General features: G+C 63.6%; 15 protein-coding genes. 7 read left to right on the forward strand and 8 right to left on the reverse strand.

The window, feature by feature from the left end:
- Positions 1–174 precede the first annotated feature (174 nt).
- Both OIT41_RS04765 and OIT41_RS04770 read left to right on the forward strand, forming a co-directional pair.
- The gene (locus tag OIT41_RS04765) at positions 175–1443 is read left to right on the forward strand and encodes a glycosyltransferase family 2 protein (protein ID WP_264637470.1); all 1269 of its coding nucleotides are present in this window, start codon (positions 175–177) and stop codon (positions 1441–1443) included.
- Positions 1444–1445: 2 nt separating this feature from the next.
- The gene (locus OIT41_RS04770) at positions 1446–1703 is read left to right on the forward strand and encodes a hypothetical protein (RefSeq protein WP_241710184.1); all 258 of its coding nucleotides are present in this window, start codon (positions 1446–1448) and stop codon (positions 1701–1703) included.
- On the opposite strand, the gene OIT41_RS04775 is transcribed toward OIT41_RS04770, so the two are convergent.
- From OIT41_RS04775 to bioB, 5 genes are all read right to left on the reverse strand, one after another.
- Positions 1687–2790, reverse strand: coding sequence for a cytochrome P450 (locus OIT41_RS04775; protein WP_241710185.1), 1104 nt, complete (start codon positions 2788–2790; stop codon positions 1687–1689). The genes OIT41_RS04770 and OIT41_RS04775 overlap by 17 nt on opposite strands.
- Positions 2787–3467 (reverse strand): dethiobiotin synthase, encoded by a 681-nt coding sequence (gene bioD, locus OIT41_RS04780; protein WP_241710186.1) that lies wholly within the window; start codon positions 3465–3467, stop codon positions 2787–2789. Before bioD ends, OIT41_RS04775 begins: the two co-directional genes overlap by 4 nt.
- Complete coding sequence (locus OIT41_RS04785; protein WP_372489693.1) at positions 3464–4627, reverse strand: 8-amino-7-oxononanoate synthase; 1164 nt, start codon at positions 4625–4627, stop codon at positions 3464–3466. The genes bioD and OIT41_RS04785 overlap by 4 nt, the downstream gene beginning before the upstream one ends.
- A gap of 8 nt (positions 4628–4635) precedes the next feature.
- Positions 4636–5961 carry an adenosylmethionine--8-amino-7-oxononanoate transaminase gene (locus OIT41_RS04790; RefSeq protein ID WP_241710188.1) on the reverse strand — a complete coding sequence of 442 codons (1326 nt, stop codon included), beginning with the start codon at positions 5959–5961 and terminating at the stop codon, positions 4636–4638.
- Between the two features lie 190 nt (positions 5962–6151).
- The gene (gene bioB, locus OIT41_RS04795) at positions 6152–7180 is read right to left on the reverse strand and encodes a biotin synthase BioB (RefSeq protein WP_241710189.1); all 1029 of its coding nucleotides are present in this window, start codon (positions 7178–7180) and stop codon (positions 6152–6154) included.
- A 218-nt stretch (positions 7181–7398) separates the two neighbouring features.
- Between bioB and OIT41_RS04800 the strand changes: the two genes are divergently transcribed.
- The 5 genes from OIT41_RS04800 to OIT41_RS04820 all read left to right on the forward strand — a co-directional run bounded on the left by OIT41_RS04800 (position 7399) and on the right by OIT41_RS04820 (position 14150).
- A complete protein-coding gene (locus tag OIT41_RS04800) occupies positions 7399–9150 on the forward strand; it encodes a purine-cytosine permease family protein (RefSeq protein WP_264637471.1) in 1752 nt (583 codons plus the stop codon).
- A 436-nt stretch (positions 9151–9586) separates the two neighbouring features.
- The gene (locus OIT41_RS04805; RefSeq protein WP_264637472.1) at positions 9587–10015 is read left to right on the forward strand and encodes a DUF6318 family protein; all 429 of its coding nucleotides are present in this window, start codon (positions 9587–9589) and stop codon (positions 10013–10015) included.
- Positions 10016–10140: 125 nt separating this feature from the next.
- Positions 10141–10959, forward strand: a complete 819-nt coding sequence (locus OIT41_RS04810; RefSeq protein ID WP_241710192.1) for a hypothetical protein — start codon at positions 10141–10143, stop codon at positions 10957–10959.
- A gap of 155 nt (positions 10960–11114) precedes the next feature.
- Positions 11115–12185: an alkene reductase gene (locus OIT41_RS04815; RefSeq protein ID WP_241710193.1), complete on the forward strand. Its 1071-nt coding sequence runs from the start codon at positions 11115–11117 to the stop codon at positions 12183–12185.
- Between the two features lie 204 nt (positions 12186–12389).
- Positions 12390–14150, forward strand: coding sequence for an MFS transporter (locus tag OIT41_RS04820; protein WP_241710194.1), 1761 nt, complete (start codon positions 12390–12392; stop codon positions 14148–14150).
- A gap of 26 nt (positions 14151–14176) precedes the next feature.
- Here OIT41_RS04820 and OIT41_RS04825 read toward each other — a convergent pair whose 3' ends face one another.
- The 3 genes from OIT41_RS04825 to OIT41_RS04835 form a co-directional block, all read right to left on the reverse strand.
- Positions 14177–17854: a TM0106 family RecB-like putative nuclease gene (locus OIT41_RS04825; protein WP_241710195.1), complete on the reverse strand. Its 3678-nt coding sequence runs from the start codon at positions 17852–17854 to the stop codon at positions 14177–14179.
- Between the two features lie 92 nt (positions 17855–17946).
- Positions 17947–19032, reverse strand: coding sequence for a DUF1648 domain-containing protein (locus OIT41_RS04830; RefSeq protein WP_264637473.1), 1086 nt, complete (start codon positions 19030–19032; stop codon positions 17947–17949).
- Positions 19029–19421, reverse strand: a complete 393-nt coding sequence (locus OIT41_RS04835; protein WP_241710197.1) for a GntR family transcriptional regulator — start codon at positions 19419–19421, stop codon at positions 19029–19031. Before OIT41_RS04835 ends, OIT41_RS04830 begins: the two co-directional genes overlap by 4 nt.
- Positions 19422–19490: the final 69 nt, after the last annotated feature.

Here is a 19490-nt window from a genome sequence, read left to right on the forward strand (position 1 = left end):
CATTCGCCGGTGAGTCGAGGGATATTTCAGCGTTTAGTAGGCATCGTTATAGCGGTAACAGTTGGCGGTGCGGCGGCTCTCTTGTGGTTCGCTATTGCGTCAACCGGGAATTCTGCAGTCGAGTCGCGGGCCGAGGGCATTGTCCTTGGCGTCTGGAGCGTCCTCTACGATTCCGTGGCGCCGCAACCCCGCGTCATTTTGACGGCCATCGCCTTTGCACTTCTGCTGTCCGCTGGCGTGGCTTTGCTGGAGCGGCGCATTGCCAACAGGTCCCGCCGATCCGCCAATCCCCGGACGCCGCTGGCGCCAAAAATCGTCATGGCGGAAACCCGCGGTATGTACGCCGGTCCGGTAACGGTGACCGTCTTGATTCCGGCACACAATGAAGAAGCTTCGTTGCCGGCCACCATTGCCTCCCTTTTGACCCAATCGCATCGTCCGGAACGCGTGATCGTGGTGGCAGACAATTGCACCGATGCAACCGCAGCCCTTGCGCGCGAAGCCGGGGTTGAGGTGTTCGAATCGGTGAACAATACGAAAAAGAAGGCCGGCGCACTCAACCAAGCGCTGAAGTGGCTGCTGCCTGGCCAAGGCGATAACGACGTCGTGATGGTGATGGATGCGGACACCAGCCTTGACGATGGTTTCCTGGAGGTCGCAGTCTCGCGGATGACCAACGACAGGGCCTTGATGGCCGTGGGTGGCCTCTTTTACGGCGAGGAGGGGCACGGAATTGTCGGCCAGTTCCAGCGCAACGAATATATTCGGTATTCCCGTGAAATCGGACGACGGCGTGGCCGCGTTTTTGTACTGACCGGCACGGCCTCGCTCTTTCGCCCCCGGGCCCTGCGCACTGTTGCCCAGAGTCGCGGTGAGTCGATTCCGGGAATTCAGGGAGACGTTTACGATACGGCAGCTTTGACTGAGGACAATGAGCTCACGATTGCCTTGAAGTCGCTCGGCGGCCTCATGATTTCCCCCATGCAGTGCACCGTCGTCACCGAGTTGATGCCGAATTTCCGCACATTGTGGGCTCAGCGGCTTCGTTGGCAGCGGGGTGCCTTGGAAAACCTGGGGGCCTACGGAGCAACACCCCAGACGCTTCGATACTGGGCGCAGCAATTCGGCATTGGATATGGGGTGATTGCGCTCAGCGCCTACCTGCTACTGATCCTCTTGATGGTTTTGTCGCTGGATAACTGGGTCTGGTTCCCGTTCTGGCTGGGAATCGGGATCGTCTTTTCGATCGAGCGGGTTGTCACTGTGTGGAAGGGTGGCTGGCGGGCACGCCTTTTGGCAGCCACGCTCTTTCCGGAATTGTTCTTCGATATGTTCCTCAACGTGATTTATGTCAAGGGAATCATCGACATTTCCCTTGACCGGCAAGCCACCTGGAAACACCTCAACCATTCACAAAGCGGCGAAACCTCGAAGGCGCAGTAATCATGGCTATTCTTGCTTCCATTCCTACCGGAATCTTGCTTCCCGAAGGAATCCTGCACTCCGATTGGTTTGCCGTTCTGGCGACCTTCGTAGCGATTAATACTTTGATGTATGGCGTGCTGGCCATCGCGAAGATCTTGCCGAAAGTGCACCCCGGCGATTGGGTTCGCACCCGGAATCAGCGATCGGAAACCCGGAGCATCCATCCCGATGCCCCCGCCGTGAACGAAGCTATGGATTTCCTCAAAAACCGACGCTGACCGTCCGCGGTGCCTGGAAGGACAGCAAGCGTAGCCACTCAGGGTTCGGGTCTGCCAAACGAACGCCTTGCAGCGCTGCCACAGTTTCCTGCACGACGACGGCGGCCTCCAGCTCCGCGAGTTTCGCACCAAGGCAGCGGTGGATGCCAGAGCCGAAGGCCAGTCCGTAGGACGTAGGGCCATGCTCCGACAATGAGTGGTTGCCCGTGAGTTCCAGCAGGATTTCCGCACCGGCCGGTATGTGCCCGCCGTCGAACATCGTGTCCCGTGCGGCAATCCGGCGCCACGTTGGAACGGAAGATTCCGTGGCCAGGACGTGCCGGATGAGGTCCCGGGCCGTGGAGCCGGAAGCTGCGTCGTCCCAGGCAAAGCCGACCGATCCCTCGGCAAGCCGGAATAGCGCCGTGCTGATGAGCTGCGTGGTGGTTTCCTGCCCCGCGATGAGCAAGAAGTACCCGAGGGAACAGATTTCCGGAGTGCTCAGACCGTGCTCCGCCAAGGAGCCGAAGAGATTCCGCCCGGGCAAGGCCACGGCCTCGAGGACGAGATCCCGGAGCCAGCCGTAGAACTCCGCGGCGCTGTGGGCCAGTTCCAGTTGCCGCTCGGAATCCGGCCAACCCCAGAACAGTTCCAGGGAGTCCAAACTCCAGGCCTTCAATTTCGCAAGATCCCGCACCGGGAGTCCCAAAAGCTCCAGCATCACGATTGCCGGCGGGTGCGCAGCCACCGCATGGACGAGATCCACGCGCCCGTCCGCCTTCAGAAGCCCGGCGGCCGTCGCTGCCGCATCCCGCGCGATGCCGCGAATACGTGACTCGAAAGCGCCTACGGTGGCGGGGGTGAAGAACCCGGCCACCACCTTCCGGATACCGGCATGGGAATCGGTATGGTTGCTGGCCAGCACGGGCGGCAATGCGAATCGGGCTCGCTGCAGGACCCGCAAGGACGGTCCGGACAACGGTGTCACAGCGATGAGGGCGTTCGCCGGGCTGAAGTCATCAGGTCGGTGCAGGACCTCCCGCACCGCCGCGGGGTCCCGCAGCACCATATAGGGACATGTCCGGGCGCTGGCAGAAGCGGTACTCATGACCAGGCGCCGCTCAGCCAGTGCGCGCTTGCTTCGCGGAAGGTCACCGGAGGAAGGTCCGCGGCGCGTTCCGGGATCACTCCGAGGAGCGGCCGCGACGCGCCAAGTGTCGCCCGGTTGCCGTGTTCCAGCACGCCCGGGTCGTCCGGCCACGACCCCAGAACGACGCCCCGGATGGCCAGGTCCCTGCGTTCCAGGGCTTCGAGGGTGAGTGCCGTGTGGTTGAGGGTTCCCAAGGCTGGACGGGCAACCACAACAAAGCCCGCATCCGGCCCAAGGTGCCTGCCCAGATCCGCCAGCGTGCCGCCGTCGTGGTCTAGCTCCACAAGAAGTCCACCGGAACCCTCCACGAGGACGTGGTCATGGGTGCTCGCGAGTTCGCGGACCCGCGTGGCATGTGCCGCCAGCGGCGGCAAAGCGACTCTGTCGAGCGCCGCTGCGGGCACGGGGGCGAGGGGTTCTTGAAGCACGACGCCGGCCTCAGCCGTGAGCGGTCCGGCCAAGCGGGCGATTTCGGTGCAGTCGGAGTCGCCAACAGCAGCTCCGCTCTGGCACGGCTTGTACACGGCCACAGACCGGCCCTCAGCCTGCAGGGCGGACGCGAGTGCCGCCGTCGTGACCGTTTTGCCGACGCCGGTGTCTGTCCCGGTGACCAGCACTATTGGTGGCAGTCTCATGGCGTTTCCTCCAAAATACGGCGCAACGTCGCGCACGCGTAGTCGATGTCGTGGGGCGTCAGGGTGGCGCGGGCCGTCAGCCTGAGGCGGGAGACGCCGTCGGGAACTGATGGCGGGCGGAAGCAGCCGACGCGGACCCCGGCCCTGTGCGCGGCCTTGCTTGCCTCCTGGGCAGCAGCGGCGGAGCGCATGGGGATGGATTGCACGGCACCGGCCTGTTGAAAGGGTTCGACGGCGGTGCCCCTCCACTGCAGAAAATGCATCAGTCCCGCCGTGAGGCTGGAAGCGTTCCGGTGAACGGCCGCGGCGCGCCAAGGTTCCGCACGGATGATTCCGACGGCGGCCAGTGCAGCGGCAGCCGACGACGGCGCGAGTCCTGTGTCGAAGATGAAGCTGCGTGCCCTGTTGACGAGGTGTTCCCGGAGCAGCGCGCTGCCCAAGACGGCTCCACCTTGGCTACCGAGTGACTTGGAAAGCGTCGCGGTCAGCACCACGTTGGGGTGGGCGGCAAGTTCCGTTCCGGCCACCGAACCGCGGCCCTGAAACGCGCCGTTGCCCGCCACCCCGAGGCTGTGGGCTTCATCCACGAGGAGCGTCGCGTCGTGCTCTTCGGCCAATGCCAGCAACTGGGGGAGCGGGGCGGCGTCCCCGAAGACGCTGTAGATGGACTCGACCGCGATCAAGGCCCGGGGTTCAGTGCGGGTGCGCAGCTGGTGCCCGGTTGCGCCGAGATCGTTGTGCGGAACCGTTTCCACCCTCGAACGGCTCAGCCGGAAACCGTCAATGAGCGAAGCGTGGCAATGTTCGTCGGCAACGATGAGGGTCCCGGGTCCGCCGAGCGCCGTCGTGACTCCCAGATTGGCCAAGTAGCCGGTCGAGAAGACCAACGCTGATTCCATGCCTGTCAGGTCCGCGAGCCCGGACTCGAGTTCCAGGTGCAGCGCAGTGGTTCCGGCAACCAGCCGAGACGACGTGGCACCGGTACCCCAACGGCCGATCGCTTCCCGGGCAGCTTCTGCCAGCCTCGGATCCGTCGCGAGGCCAAGATAGTCGTTGCTGGCCAGATCCACTCCCGGGTCCCCACCGAGGCGCGTCATGGGCGTCCGGACGAGGCCCCGGCGCTCGCGGACCGCGGCCTGCTGTTCCAACCACGCGGTCATGGACCTGCTCATGGGCCGTGCACCTCGGCCACGGCCGCCACCATGCCTTCGCCCATCCGCCGGACCTCGTCGGCGGTACTGATGTAGGGCGGCATCGCGTAAACAAGGTTCCGGAATGGCCGCAGCCACACTCCGCGCCCGACGGCGGCACTCGTCACGGCGGCGACGTCCACGTCCGTGTTCAACTCGAGGACGCCGACGGCGCCGATCGTGCGGACCTCCTTGACGGCGTCGAGCGCATTGGCGGCTTCGAGGCCAGCCGCGAGGCCCGAGCCGATCCGGGCCACATCCCTGCGCCACGTGCCGTCGTCGAGAATGCCCAAACTCGCATTGGCCACTGAACACGCGAGCGGATTGCCCATGAACGTGGGCCCGTGTAGCAGCGCACCCGCACCGCCGCTCGAGACGCGGGCCGCAACCTCGCCTGTACAGAGCGTCGCGGCGAGCGTGACGTAGCCACCGGTGAGGGCTTTGCCGACGCACATGACGTCCGGAACGATCCCGGCGTGTTCCGCGGCGAACAGCTCGCCTGTGCGGCCGAAGCCCGTGGCGATCTCGTCGAGGATCAGGAGGATCCCGTGCCGGTCGGCGATGTCGCGGAGGATGCGCAGGCATTGGGCGGCGTAAACGAACATACCGCCGGCGCCTTGAAGCACCGGCTCCACGATGATCGCGGCCAGTTCGTTGGTGTGTTCCTCCGCCAGCTGCTCGACGTGCGCCTGCCATTCCGCGATTTCCCCTGGTGGCGCGCCCACGGCGGGTGGCCGCGCAGCGAAAACATTGGCAGCGAGCAGCCCGGGGAACGCCGAATGCATGCCGTCCACGGGGTCGCAGACGCCCATCGCCGCGAAGGTATCGCCGTGGTAGCCGCCGCGGATGCTGAGGAACCGTTGCCTCTTGGGGAACCCCGAAGCCGTTTGGAACTGCACCGCCAGTTTGAGCGCCACCTCGACGGACACCGAGCCCGAATCCGCCAGGAAGACCCGCTCCAACCGTGGCCGATCCGCCGCGGAAGGAGCCATGGCAACCAGCCGTTCGGCCAGTTCGACTGCGGGTTCATGGGTGAGGCCGCCGAACATCACATGGCTGAATGTTTCGAGTTGGCGCTTCGCCGCGGTGTCCAAGACAGGGTTCCGGTAGCCGTGGATGACTGCCCACCAGGAGGACATGGCGTCGAGCACCTCATGGCGTCGGCCGCTTTCGTCGCGGAGCCGCAGCGTCACGCCGTCGGCGTCTTCGACTTCCCACAACGGCAGCGTCACCGACGCCGGAGCGTACGGATGCCAAAGGCTTGCCCTGTCGCGCTGGATGACGTCACGCTGGATGACGCTCATGGCGTGACCCGGCCGTGGCGCGAGCATTCCGCGGTCCAGCCGAGCGGCGTGACCTGGACTTTCATGCGGCGACGGCATTGGGCGCAATAGCGTGGGGGCTCCATCGCCAGGCGCTGCTGGCAGCTTTGGTGAGCGTCCGACGTCGGGCGCTCGCCGCACAGACCGCAGTAACTATCCGTGACGGTGGTGCTCACAGCGACTTCTGGAGTTCCTTGATGGGCATGTTCAGCTCGACGAGGAGGTTGAGGTCCGCATCGGCGGGACGGCCGAGTGTGGTCAGGTAGTTGCCGACGATCACCGCGTTGATACCGCCCATGAGGCCTTCGCGCGTGCCGAGATCGCCCAGGGTCATTTCCCGTCCGCCGGCGTAACGCAGCACGGTCCGTGGCATGGCGAGGCGGAATGCCGCGATGGCGCGGAGGGCGTCCTTGCCGTCCATGATTCCTTGGTTTTCGAGGGGAGTCCCGGGGCGCGGATTGAGGAAGTTCAGCGGGACTTCGTGGGGTTCGAGGGCTGCTAGCTGGCTGGCGAGTTCGGCTCGCTGGGCGGTGGTTTCGCCCATGCCGATCAGCGCACCGCAGCAGAGCTCCATACCGGCCGCCTTGACCATGTTGCAGGTCTCGAGGCGTTCCTCGTAAGTGTGGGTGGTGACGACTTCGGGGAAGAAGCTGCGTGCTGTTTCGAGGTTGTGGTTGTAGCGGTGGACGCCCCACTCGGCGAGCTGGTCCACTTGGCGCTGGGTGAGCATGCCCAACGAGCAGGCGATGTTGATGTCCACTTCCGCGTTGATGCGGTCGATCGCGAACTTGATCTGGTTCATGAGCTTGATGTCCGGGCCTCGGACGGCTGCGACGATGCAGAACTCGGTGGCCCCGGTAGCAGCCGTTTCCTTGGCGGCCTTCACGAGCTCCGGGATGTCGAGCCAGACGCCCCGGACCGGGCTGTCGAACAATCCCGATTGGCTGCAGAAATGACAGTCCTCAGGGCATCCTCCGGTCTTGATGGAGATGATTCCCTCCACTTCGACGTCCTCGCCGCAGTGCTCCAAGCGGACCTCGTGGGCAAGCTGCAGGGCCTCAGGGATGGCCTCGTCCGGGAGCTCCAGGATCTCGAGCAGCTGGGATTCGCTGAGGCCTTCGCCGTCCGCGAGGACTTGCTCGCGGGCTGTTTCCAGAATCGGATAGGTGGACGTAAGCCTTGGGTTTGGCTGGGTGGTCATGATGCTCCTCGGCCGCTACTTGCAGGGGATGGTGCGTTACTTCATGACGGTAACGGGCTTGTGGGGAGGTGATTTTGTTGGACGTCCACAAACCCGGAGCTGCAATCTTGGCGGCCGACTCGCTGGATAAGTTACAGCGCGGAAACATCGTGGAGACTCGGTCGTTTCATGCCGCCGATAGCGTCAAGGGCGATGTCCAGACGAGGAAAGTTGCGGGGATGACTGACGATTCGAAGACAACACAAGTGCTTGAACCACCGACGGCGGGTGGCTCCCCAGGAGGAACCGCCGTCGTCGAACCTTCCGAGGCGCTAGGCGCCGGGAGCCGCGCGGCGGGCAACGCCGACGCGATGAGCGCAGCGAAGGAGAGCCTGGAGGACTACACCCTCAGGTTCGCGCCACGGTCCTACCGCAAGTGGGGTGCGGGCGTGGTGGCAACAAGTGCCCTGGGCGGAATTGCCTATTTGGCTGATTTCTCCATCGGGGCGAACATCGGTATTTCTTACGGTACCGTTAATGCGATTCTCGGAATTGTGGTGGCGGCGGTGGTCATTTTCGCCACCGGATTTCCTTTGGCTTACTACGCTGCCCGGTACAACATTGATCTTGACCTCATCACGAGGGGTTCCGGATTCGGCTATTACGGCTCGGTGGTCACCAACGTTATTTTCGCGACGTTCACGTTCATCTTCTTCGCGCTCGAGGGTTCCATCATGGCGCAAGGGCTGGAACTTGGGCTGGGGATTCCGCAGTGGCTCGGTTATGCGGCGTCCACGCTTCTTGTCATTCCCTTGGTGATTTACGGGATGAAGGCCCTGTCCAAGCTGCAGGTGTGGACCACCCCGTTGTGGCTCCTGCTCATGGTGGTTCCCGTGGGGTATTTGGTGATTTCGCACCCGGACAGCATCGGGGAATTCTTCGCGTTCACGGGCAAATCCGGCGCTGAAGGCACTAACCTGGCCTCCGTGATGCTGGCCGCGGGTGTCTGCCTGTCGCTCATGGCGCAGATCGCGGAACAGATTGACTACTTGCGCTTCATGCCGCCCAAGACAGCGGAGAATAGGGCCGCGTGGTGGCGAGCCGTGATCCTGGCCGGTCCGGGCTGGGTGATCTTCGGCGCGATCAAGCAGATCGTGGGCATGTTCATTGCCATTTACCTGATCGCGACCTTGGATCCGGCCGCCTCCGCGCGTGCCAACGAGCCGGTGCACCAATTCCTTGGCGTGTACCAGGAAATGATGCCGGCCTGGCTGGCGATGACCTTGGCCGTGGTGCTCGTGGTCATTTCGCAAATCAAGATCAACGTGACCAACGCCTACTCCGGTTCGCTCGCGTGGACCAACAGCTTCACGCGTGTCACCAAGAGCTATCCGGGCCGGATGGTTTTCGTAGTGGTGAACCTGGTGATTGCGCTCGTGCTGATGGAAGCGAATATGTTCGAGTTCCTGAACACCATTCTTGGTTTCTACGCGAATTGCGCCATGGCATGGGTGGTTACGGTGGCGTCCGATATCGCCATCAACAAATATTTGCTCAAGATTTCGCCGAAGGTTCCGGAGTTCCGCCGCGGCATGCTTTACGCCGTGAACCCGGTGGGCTTCATCTCGATGCTGGTTTCGGCCACTGTGTCGATTGCCGTGTTCTTCGGTGCCTTCGGTTCGGCTGTCCAGCCATACTCGCCGATTTTCGCCGTCGGGCTGGCTCTCGTGCTGCCGCCGGTGCTGGCTCTCCTGACTCGCGGAAAGTATTACCTGCGCCGTGGCCACGACGGTATCGAGCTGCCCATGTTCGACGCCGACGGCAACCCGAGCGATGTCAAGCTTTTGTGCCACGTGACGGGCCTGGAGTTCGAGCGTCCGGACATGGTCCGCTCTGCCCAGGACGGGCCCGACGGCGAGCCGCAGTTCATCTCTTCGCTCGCCTTGTCGACCGATAAGTCGGGGGAGTTGGTCCTGCCGGCTCAAAGGTAGGCGGGAGTTCGACAGGTCCCATAGGCCTCGACGACGGATGGGCGGCCTGGCCGCGGTCCCGTCGTCGGGGCCTTTGGTTTGTCCTCGTTGTGCTTGTTGTGTCACGCCTCGCTGGTGAAGCGATGCGGGGTAGTGAACCGGGGCCTGTGGATAACTTTCCCGCCAAGATAGGGAAGTGAGCTACCATTTTGGGAAACGTTTAGTCTTGAAAACTATTTGGGGATAGCAAACCATGACTCCACGCACCTCGGTTTCTGCTCGCTCTTTCATTATTGGCAGCCTTGCAACGGTGTTGACGCTGACTGCGTGCGGGAACAGCACCCAGCCGCAGTCTGCGTCACCGACAGTCTCTGTTTCAGCCAGTGCCACGGCTACGCCCTCTCCGAGCCCGACGGCTGTTTATAGACCCGCGGACGCCAAAGGGAAGGCCGAGAACGTGCCGGTTCCCGTGTTGCCGGAGGCCGCGAAGACGAACAGCAAGGAAGGCGTGGAGGCGTTCGCTAGGTACTGGTTTCAGGCGCTTTCGTATGCCTATGAGACTGGGGACACTAGTGCCATCAAGCGGACCACTGGTCCTAACTGCGTCTTTTGTAATGGCCTTCAAGAATCGATTGGTCAGTCCTGGGCAGACGGAAAGTGGATCGTTGGCGGACGTATCGAAACACCCGTGGTGGCCGGAAAGCCCGGAACCGGACCAGAATCTCGGCAGGCAACGGTTCAGGTAATCCAGCAGCAAATCGAGATCCGCAAGGCGGATGGAACGCTCTACCAAGAAGCTACTGACGCTTCCAATAGTGGTAGCCAGCTAGTGGCCACATTCAATTCGGATGGTTGGATGGTCACAGATCTCGGATTGATTCGATAGCGATGCGAACTGTACGTGACCTGTTGATAGGCTCCTTAGTCTTCTTGTCGTGGGTTGGTTCCGCAGCCTCGGCGAATGCCGAGAGCACAGAGCCGCCGATCACCATTGGATTCAGGAAGAGCGGTGTGAGCCTGGGTTCTGAGAATTGGATCCGTGACCCCCAATCCGGCGAAATCGTCCGTGCCCCTCTAAACCACGTCAGCGACGACCCCAACCAATACAAAGCAGAGCTTCAATGCCAGGTAGACGACAATGCCTTGGACAAGAAGTGCCTACCCGGGCAGGTGCGATGCCCGCCCCGCGAGCCCGGTGAGAAGCCTGGAACGCCGGTGATCTGGAAGGTCGCGCCTAAAGCGGTTTCGAATCCCACGTGGACTGACTGGAAATCGGGAAACAACGGCCCATCTTGCCTGTACGACCAAAAGCCAGAGGACGTCCTGCCCAGGATCGCGGCGAGAATTGAGAGCGACTTCCGCAACCTTCCCGTCAAAGCGGCGGACCTGGCCGCCCAGCCAAGCCCGCACACACTCAAAGGCGCTGAAACCAACATCTTCGCGAACGCCGTCGAGCAGCAATTCGATGTGACGATCCTCGGCCAGCGAGTCCACATAGTCGCAACTCCCGTGGAGTACACCTATGGCTACGGGGACGGCAACAGTCTCGGGCCAACACCGTTTGCTGGCGGCCCGCTTCCGGAGGCGGAATGGGGCCAAAAGACGAGAACAAGCCACGTGTATCAACAGACCGGTGACTTTCAGGTGTCCGTGACCACCACCTTCCGCGGCACGTACTCCGTGAATGGTGGCCCGAACATGCGGATCCCAGGCACCGGACAGTTTGCGTCGCCGTCGCAGAGGGTGAGTGTCTGGCGGTCGATAACGCGCAACTACGCCGACAATTGCATCGTGAACCCACGAGGCGAGGGCTGCCCGGGCGTTCCGTAGGACAGCTGGGAAACACGCCTTCGACTCCGGCACGGTGCCCGTCCGCGGAAGGCGGGGTGCCGCCGTCGTGATGTGATCCGAGTCTCAACAGGAATAGTTGCAGGCGCGTGGCAGTTGCCGCCAGTGGACCTGTTCCCGTTTGAAAGGCACTGCCCATGTTGTTTTCCCCTTTGACTCTTGGCGAGATTGAACTTCCCAACCGCTTGGTCATGGCGCCGCTGACCCGCCTCCGTTCGGGCGCCGAGGGTGTTCCCGGCCCGCTGGTTGTGGAACACTACCGGCAGCGTGCTTCCCTCGGGCTGATCGTTAGCGAGGGCACCTACCCGACGCCCGCAGGCCAGTCCTACCCCGGGCAGCCCGGGCTCGTCACGGAGGAACAGCTCGCGGGCTGGAAAAAGGTGACCGACGCCGTCCATGCCGAGGGCGGCCGGATTTTCGCCCAGGTCATGCACGGAGGCCGCGTTTCCCACGCGGACATCACCGGCGGCCACGAGATCGTGGCACCCAGTGCCGTGGCCATCGACGGCGAAGTCCGCACCCCGAACGGCAAGAAGCCGTACCCCGTGCCCCGCGAACTGAGCACCGATGAACTTCCCTCGGTAATCCAGGAAATCGTCACAGCATCCCGGAACGCCGTCGAGGCAGGATTCGACGGCGTCGAGCTCCACTCGGCGAATGGCTACCTGCTGCATGAATTCCTGGCCCCCAACAGCAATGTCCGCACTGACAGCTATGGCGGCTCCCCGGAAAACCGTGCACGCTTCGTGATCGAGACCGTCAACGCGGTGGTGGAAGCGCTGGGCGCCAACAGGGTCGGCATCCGGATTTCCCCGGAGCACTCGGTCCAGGGGATTGCCGAGACCGACCCCGCCGATGTCCGCGCCACCTATGAAGTCCTGGTCGACACCATTGCTTCGCTCAACCTCGCCTACCTCAGCATCCTTCACCATGATCCCAAGGGTGAGCTCGTCCAGGACCTGCGCGAGCGCTTCAACGGCACGTTCCTTGTGAACACCGGGTTCGGCGTAGTGACCACGCGGGATGAAGCCTTGGCACTCGTGGCCGACGGTCACGCCGACGCCGTGGTCGTTGGCCGCCCAGCTATCGCCAACCCGGACCTTGCGCGCAGGTGGCGTGAAGGCCTCCCGCTGAACGAACCGGATCCGTCCACGTTCTACGGCGAAGGCGCCAAGGGGTACACCGACTACCCGTTCTACGCCAACTAGGACACCCGAGACCCCGACGGCGGCACCTGCGAAAGGTGCCGCCGTCGCGGTTTAACCCTTCTCGGCCACCGCCCGCCGGCACCCGACGCCCAGGGAGAAACAAAGTAGTCGCCCTTGGGCGGTTCCCAGTGCCGAATTCGGGTTTAGGGTTTTTAGTGAAGTAACAATCCCGAAGCGGCCCCGGCCGGGGAAGGGGTGGTTGTCATGGCAACGAAGACCCAGTTTGTCAGGGGCGGCCGACAGGCCCGTATCGCGCAAGCGATTGCCAGCCCGCACTACAAATGGACCGTACTGGTCAACGCCACGTTGGGTGTGCTGATGGCGACCATCAATTCCTCCATCATGCTGATCGCCCTGCCTGACATTTTCCGTGGCATCCACGTCGATCCACTGGCCCCCGGCAACACGAGCATGCTGTTGTGGCTGGTCATGGGCTACATGGTGGTCACAGCGGTGTTGGTCGTTACCTTTGGGCGGCTGGGCGATATGTACGGCAGGGTGAAAATGTACAACGCCGGCTTCGCCATCTTCACCGTGTTCTCGGTGCTGCTGTCCCTCACGTGGCTTTCCGGCACCTCGGGCGTCCTCTGGCTGATCATCATGCGTGTCCTCCAGGGCATCGGCGGCGCGATGCTGATGGCCAATTCCACAGCCATCATCACCGACGTCTTCGAGGTCAATCAGCGCGGACTGGCATTGGGCCTGAACCAGGTTGCCGGCATCGCAGGCTCCTTCCTGGGCCTCATCATCGGCGGGCTCCTGGGTCCGCTGGACTGGAGGCTCGTGTTTCTTGTCTCCGTGCCGGTGGGGTTGGCGGGCACCGTCTGGGCCTACCTGAGCCTGCACGACACCGGGATCAGGCAGCCGGCCAAACTGGACTGGTGGGGCAACGCGACGTTTGCGGTGGGTCTGATCGCAGTGTTGGTAGGCATCACCTACGGCATCCAACCGTACGGCGGCAACACCATGGGCTGGACCAACCCATGGGTGCTCACGGCGCTGATAGGAGGAGCCGCGGTGCTGGCAGTGTTCTGCTGGGTCGAGATGAGGATAGAGGAGCCCATGTTCCATCTGGCACTGTTCCGTATCCGTGCCTTCACCGCTGGAAACCTGGCCTCCCTGATGTCCGGCATCGGCAGGGGCGGCCTGATGTTCATCCTGATCATCTGGTTGCAAGGGATCTGGCTTCCCCAGCACGGTTACAGCTTCGAAATCACGCCGCTCTGGGCCGGGATCTACATGCTGCCCCTCACTGCGGGGTTCCTGATCGCGGGACCCGTATCCGGCTGGCTCTCAGACCGCCACGGGGCCAGGCTCCTGGCCACCTTGGGCATGGTGGTGGCAGCGGCCAGCTTCCTGTGGCTGCTGGTGCTGCCGGTGAACTTCGGTTATTTGCCGTTCTCGCTGGCGTTGTTGGTCAACGGCTTGGGCATGGGACTGTTCGCCGCACCCAACCGGGCCGGCATCATGAACGCGCTGCCGCCCAACCGCCGCGGCGTGGGTGCGGGCATGAGCACCACATTCCAAAACTCGGCCATGGTGCTCTCCATCGGCATCTTCTTTTCGCTCATGATCACCGGGCTGGCCCGGACGCTGCCGCAGACGCTGACCTCAGGCTTGATGGCGCACGGGGTGGCTGCCGCGGACGCCGCCAAAGTCGCCCAATTGCCGCCGGTGTCTGTGTTGTTCTCCTCTTTGCTGGGCTACAACCCGGTCCAAACACTGCTCGGACCGAAAGTGCTGAACGCCCTCCCGGCCAAAGACGCGGCCTTCCTGACGGGCCGCTCCTTCTTCCCGAGCCTGATTTCAGGCCCGTTCGCCGAAGGGTTGGCCGTCGCGTTCGCCTTTGCCATCGCCGCGTGCCTGGTGGCCGCCTTCGCCTCGGCCCTGCGCGGCGGCAAGTATGAGTACAAGGAACTTCCGGGTAGGGCCGAGGCAGCTGAGCGGCAGGCATCACCCAACTGACTCGCAGTTGTTGTCGTTTTCAGCCCTCATAACGACATTAAGTGCGAGTCAGTTGGGCTGCTGCGCTGGCACAGGCCCACAAAACCACCCAGCTGTTCCAGCCCTTCCGGCCTGGTCGGCAGGTAGTTTGTCAGCTCGGGTGAGCGCACGACGACGGCGCGCCACTGACCGCGCGACACCGCCACATTGATCCGGTTGCGTGAGAGCAGGAACTCCATGCCGCGCGGTACCTCGGCGGCAGCGGACGCAGCCATGGACACGATCACCACGGGGGCTTCCTGGCCCTGGAACTTGTCCACGGTCCCGACCCGTACGCCGCGTAGACCGGCCTCCCTTAGTTCGTGCTGAATGAGCTGGACCTGGGCGTTATAGGCCGCCACCACGAGAGTGTCCTTTTCGGCCAGGGGCCGCTCGCCGGATGATTCGCGCGGGTCGAGCCAAGCCAAGCCAAGGTGCGCCCGGACTTGCCGGACTACTTCCGCGGCCTCTTCCGGAGACTGCGTGGAGTTGCCGTGGTGCTGGACGTAGACGCACTCGACGCCGGCCCGGACTCCGGAGAGCCGCCGCCTGGAAGCGGCCGGTGCTGAATGCAGCCGATTATCGTAGGACAGCTCTGACACTGCAGCGCACAAATCCGGGTGCATGCGCCACGACGTCGCCAGGAAGTAGCCGAGCTCCGCGGGGAGCGTGTGCATGCCGTGGGCCAGCCAGCCGAGCGCAGACTCATCCACCGGTTCGGGGTGCTTGCCCTGGGTGACTTGGGGCAACTGCTGGGGGTCGCCGAGGAGCAGCAGTCTCTTCGTTGCCCTGCTGACGGCGAGGGTGTTGGCGAGCGAGAACTGACCGGCTTCGTCGATGACGAGCAAGTCCAGGGAACCCGCAGGAACGGTCCGGCCCGTCATGGTCCAGGCCGTGCCGCCGATCAAGCAGCCTCCGGGCGCGGCAAGCAACCGCTCGATGTCGTCCTTGGCTTGCTGGTCCCAGGGAACGGGGTCGTCGTGCTTCATTTCCTTGGCGATGAGTGCAGGGTCCACCCCGGCCTTGACTGCGGCGTGGAGCATGTTCTCGACGACGGCATGGGACTGTGCAACAACCCCAACTTTCCAGCCCGCACGCACCAGTCGCGCGATGACGCGCGAGCCGACGTATGTCTTACCCGTCCCCGGCGGACCTTGAACGGCAAGATATGACTGGTCCAGATCCGACACAGCGGCCGTGATGGCGTCCACGTATGCGTCGTCGCCGGTCCCGACGGCGGGCAGTTCCGCAAGAGTGGCCAGCCGAGGCGGGATTCGTCGCAACAAGTCCAACGCTGGGTCCTTGGGCCACGACGGCAGATGGGAACGCACCTTGATGGCCAGTTCGCTGAGGGCCTTCCGTTGCCCGTCTGTGTTGACCGGAGCGTCGGGCGTCAAGGCCATGGGAAGCTGCGCGTATTCCTCGGCACTCTTGGGCAGTCGCTCTGAAATGGCCACGACATCGGAGGCGCCGTCGTCTGCCCCCGAGAGTGAGCTGCCTTCATCAAGGTCGTCGGAATCACCAACCTCGATGACCTCCGTGCCGGACATTCCCGATCTCCCGAGGGCGCTTTCGTTCTTGCCAAGGAAGGCATCGGGGAGCGGAGGCCCGTACATCCGGAAGTACTTCTTGCCGGGCGCGAAACCGGAACCGTCCGCGGCGTGCCCGAACAGCCGCACCTTCCGGGCCGGATTGCTGCGCGGAGTCGGCTTGGCCCAGTCCTCCAGCACTTCGCCGCCTTCCACGATGAAGCAGTCCCTCGTGTCCTCCCACTCCGAGACTGGCCGGTCCAAGCGGTCGAAGTGTCCCCACCAGAATTGCTTGTCCTCACGCCGGTGAAAGCCGACCGCGGCCGCCACCATCGCCACCGCCCGGTTGTCATCGGAGCGAAGGGAGTCCTCCGGGAAGTCCGCCAGGTAGTCGAGGAGGGCTGTTTCCTCGGGTGCGGCCTCGTACTTTTCCGGCTGGGTCTCCGCGGGCAATTTGGGTCCCAAAGTGGCTGGAAGACCGGGTTCAATGGAGCGCTCCGCTGCCAAGCCCAGCAGCCAATTGCGCAGTTCCAGCGTGGAAAGGCAGTCGTATTCGTTGTAGTCGGAAATACCCGCCAGGATCGTTGCCGCTTCATCTTCGTGGTCCGCGTCCCGGGCGGTGCAGTAGTTGGAGTAGGCAACCACGGAGGCACCGGCGTCGGTCACGTCACCCGAACGCAAATGCTCGCCCATGTACAGGGGTTCGAGTTTCTTGATGCTGTACGAATCGGCGGAGATGCGGATGCTGTGCCGGACGGTGTCGTAGAGGTCCACGAGCACGCCTTCGCGGAGAAGGTTGTCCACGGCGGCTTCGCCGACGGTGTGGATGACAGACAGGTTGCGCAACGCGGTTTTCTCGTAGGCGGCGTAGTGGTAGATCCGCATGTCCGGGTACTTCATGCGGCGTTCCTCCACGTAGTCGAGGAACTCGATGAACGCCTGCCGTTCCTCAGCCCGGGAATGTGCCCAGAACGGCTTGAACACGGGAGATCCGCCCGGCTCCGTCGGATTTTCGACGACGCCGAACAAGTACTCGAGTCCCCAACGGCCGGTGACAGGGTCCTGCCACAAGGGGTCTCCCTCGAAGTCGAAGAAGATGTCTCCCGCGTCGGGGCGGGGGAGCCGGGCCAAGGAATTGGACTCCAGCACGGAATAACTGATGCTCTTTGCCTCGCCGGTCTTGTCCGTGTACCTGACGGTGCCATCGGGGGTGGCTGTTCCGGTTTGGAGTCGGGCTTGTTCCTGCAGGCGCCGCGTGGCGGAATCCGGGGCGTCGGGCATGTCGGCAAGGGCGTCGATGGTGCAGATGCCGTTTCCCATGAGCTTCTTGCGCCGCGTGATCCTCATGCCCGCCACCATCAGCAGGTCCCGGTGGAGGCCTACCTGTTCTTTGCAGTAGTCGCAGCGGCCGCACGCGGTGACTCCGGTCGCGCCCCATTGGACAGGCTCCAAGCCGGATCGGTGCGTGTCCGTCAAAGCGAGGAAGCGGTCCCGGCGCTCACGGAATACCGGCAGGACATCGGCGAGCCGGTGGTTGCTGTGCACGTAGTCGAAGCCGCCCCGGCCGTCCGAACCAGCAGCGTCCCGCTGAATCGTAGCCCCGAGGACAAGGGTCAGATCCGGGGCCGGGGTGATTCCGGCCTTGAGTAGCTGATCGCCATACGCAGCGAGTTGTAGCAGCGCGGTGACCTTGGCGTGGCGGGCGAGCTTGGTGTCGTACACCGCATAGCTGCCATCCGGCTGCTTGACGAGGAAATCGGAGCGTCCATGAAACTGTCCGTCGAAGAACGCGGCCTGGAAGACCACATCCGCGCCGGATCGCAGCGCCTCGATCGACTCCGCATGCTTGGCTTGCAGGGTGGCGCGGTCCATCGCTTCGGCGGGAACGACGTCGAACACGCCCTTACGTGCCAACGGATCCCAGGTGCCGAACTCGGCCACGAAACGGTCCAGCACCCTGTGCTCATGGACGTCGCCGAGCGCGGCGGTGCGCTCCAGCATTTCGTCGACGGCGAAGGCCGGCTTCTGCGCGAGGCCCAGTTTCTCGTCCAACGTGCGCAGCAACTGGTACTCGCAGGTAAAGGCCGTCACGAGGTCGCTGGCGGAAAACACCAAATCCTGCGCTTGCCCTGCATCTACCGAATCGAGAAAAAACACCGTGCCCCCAGACCGTTGAGCTGATGAAGCCAAGCTATCAGTGCGGTCCGACAGTAAGGCAGCCCCGGCGTGAGTGCCAGTGCAAAGCGGGGTCAGCCGGCGAAGCGGAGGGTGATCACCAGGCCGATGAGCGCCACCACGCCGGCAAGGAGCATGGCCGCCTTGGGATTGCCGAAATTGAGGGTCCATCCCAGGCCGAAGCGCCGCGGAACCATGAGAGCGTGGTCTTCGCGGTTGACGTAGAACAAGCCGCTCCGCCAGTATTTGTCGTCCTCGCGGTGGGTCAGGCCGGTGTCCTCCTCGCCTTCGTCCCGAGCGCGGTTGTTCCGGGCGAAGACAACCACGGCTACCGCGACGGCGGCCAGGATCGGGAGGACGACCACCAGCGGCGCCCAAGGCGTGACTGTGCCTGTCCACATCAGCAACGACGATCCCAGCATCGCGAGGTCGATCATCGCGAGCAATCCGAGCAGTGCCCTGGCGCCCAGCAGCATGTACCGGCGGTGCCAGTGTGCGGAGCCTGCCGGGTGAGCCGGGTCGATGTCGGGCCGGCTGCGGAAGAGGATCGCCGCGGCTATGCCCACGAGCAGCGCTGTCACGCCGATCTGCACGAAGACCAGTGAAAAGGCGGTGCCGATCGATTTGGCGGCCAATCGGTTGGGTATGCCTTTCGCACCGTAGTGCACCGCGAGCACATCGGGCATCGATGGGTAGCTGATCACGCCGATCACTACAGTAGCGATGGTGACGATCAACGCCGGCGCCAGCCAGAGCCAGGGAAAACGCGGTGGATCGGTCCGCAGTTCGGTATCCACCGCGATGCCTTGGCGCACTCCCTCATACCAACCCCCGGCGGCCTTTGCGGCCCGGATCTCGTGGTTGGCCAGGAAGAAGCAGCCGTACCAGAAGCCCACGAGCACCAGCACCGACAGCGGCAGGAGCAGCGTTTCGCCGGTCATTCCGTAAATGGCAAGGCAGACCCCGATGGCCACGATCCCGCTCAGGAGAACCCGCCAACGGTAGACGCGGGTCTGCCTGACCACTGTCGGGTCGTCGGCACGTTGGGCCGGTACCCGGACCCCGAAGGGCACGGTCGGGCTGTTGATCGCTGGCAGGACCAGCGCGATGGCGAGCACCAGTGCCGTCAACGCGGCGCTCAGGACAATGGCAACGGTCATGGTGTTTCCTCCGGCTGCGTGGTTCCAAATGAATCGAGAATCGAGCGGCAGGACTCGAGAACTTCCTCGGGCGAAAGTCCCCGGGCGACGGCTTCGGCGAGCAGGGTCCGTGCCCTCGCCGTCCAGTCCGCGCTGAACAGCGGGTCCGCAACCGTCGTGGTCACCACCCCGCCCGTCTTACGGTTGAGCTGGATCAGGCCCTGCTGGCGCAAGAGGTCATAGGCTTTGTTGACGGTGTGGAAGTTGATCCCGAAGTCCGCAGCGAGCGCCCTGGTGGCGGGCAACGAACTGCCCTCGGCCAGCACGCCGTCCGCGATCGCCTCTACGATCTGGTCCCGAAGCTGCTGGTAGATCGGCACGTCGCTGGCCAGGTCCACGTTGAGGATCATCGCTCCCACCTCCCTCTTTATTATATAAGTTATAGAACAAGTAGCGGAAGATTCCCACCTCCGGAAAGC

The sequence above is a fragment of the Arthrobacter sp. YA7-1 genome, assembly GCF_025960325.1.
Lineage (GTDB): Bacteria > Actinomycetota > Actinomycetes > Actinomycetales > Micrococcaceae > Arthrobacter > Arthrobacter bambusae_A.

Coding starts and splice junctions, on each gene's coding strand:
- OIT41_RS04790 (WP_241710188.1), bottom strand. CDS start 5,961: ATGAGCGTCATCCAGCGTGACGTCATCCAGCGCGACAGGGCAAGCCTT.
- bioD (WP_241710186.1), bottom strand. CDS start 3,467: ATGAGACTGCCACCAATAGTGCTGGTCACCGGGACAGACACCGGCGTC.
- OIT41_RS04835 (WP_241710197.1), bottom strand. CDS start 19,421: ATGATCCTCAACGTGGACCTGGCCAGCGACGTGCCGATCTACCAGCAG.
- OIT41_RS04800 (WP_264637471.1), top strand. CDS start 7,399: ATGACTGACGATTCGAAGACAACACAAGTGCTTGAACCACCGACGGCG.
- OIT41_RS04815 (WP_241710193.1), top strand. CDS start 11,115: ATGTTGTTTTCCCCTTTGACTCTTGGCGAGATTGAACTTCCCAACCGC.
- OIT41_RS04830 (WP_264637473.1), bottom strand. CDS start 19,032: ATGACCGTTGCCATTGTCCTGAGCGCCGCGTTGACGGCACTGGTGCTC.
- OIT41_RS04820 (WP_241710194.1), top strand. CDS start 12,390: ATGGCAACGAAGACCCAGTTTGTCAGGGGCGGCCGACAGGCCCGTATC.
- OIT41_RS04775 (WP_241710185.1), bottom strand. CDS start 2,790: ATGAGTACCGCTTCTGCCAGCGCCCGGACATGTCCCTATATGGTGCTG.
- bioB (WP_241710189.1), bottom strand. CDS start 7,180: ATGACCACCCAGCCAAACCCAAGGCTTACGTCCACCTATCCGATTCTG.
- OIT41_RS04770 (WP_241710184.1), top strand. CDS start 1,446: ATGGCTATTCTTGCTTCCATTCCTACCGGAATCTTGCTTCCCGAAGGA.
- OIT41_RS04785 (WP_372489693.1), bottom strand. CDS start 4,627: ATGACCGCGTGGTTGGAACAGCAGGCCGCGGTCCGCGAGCGCCGGGGC.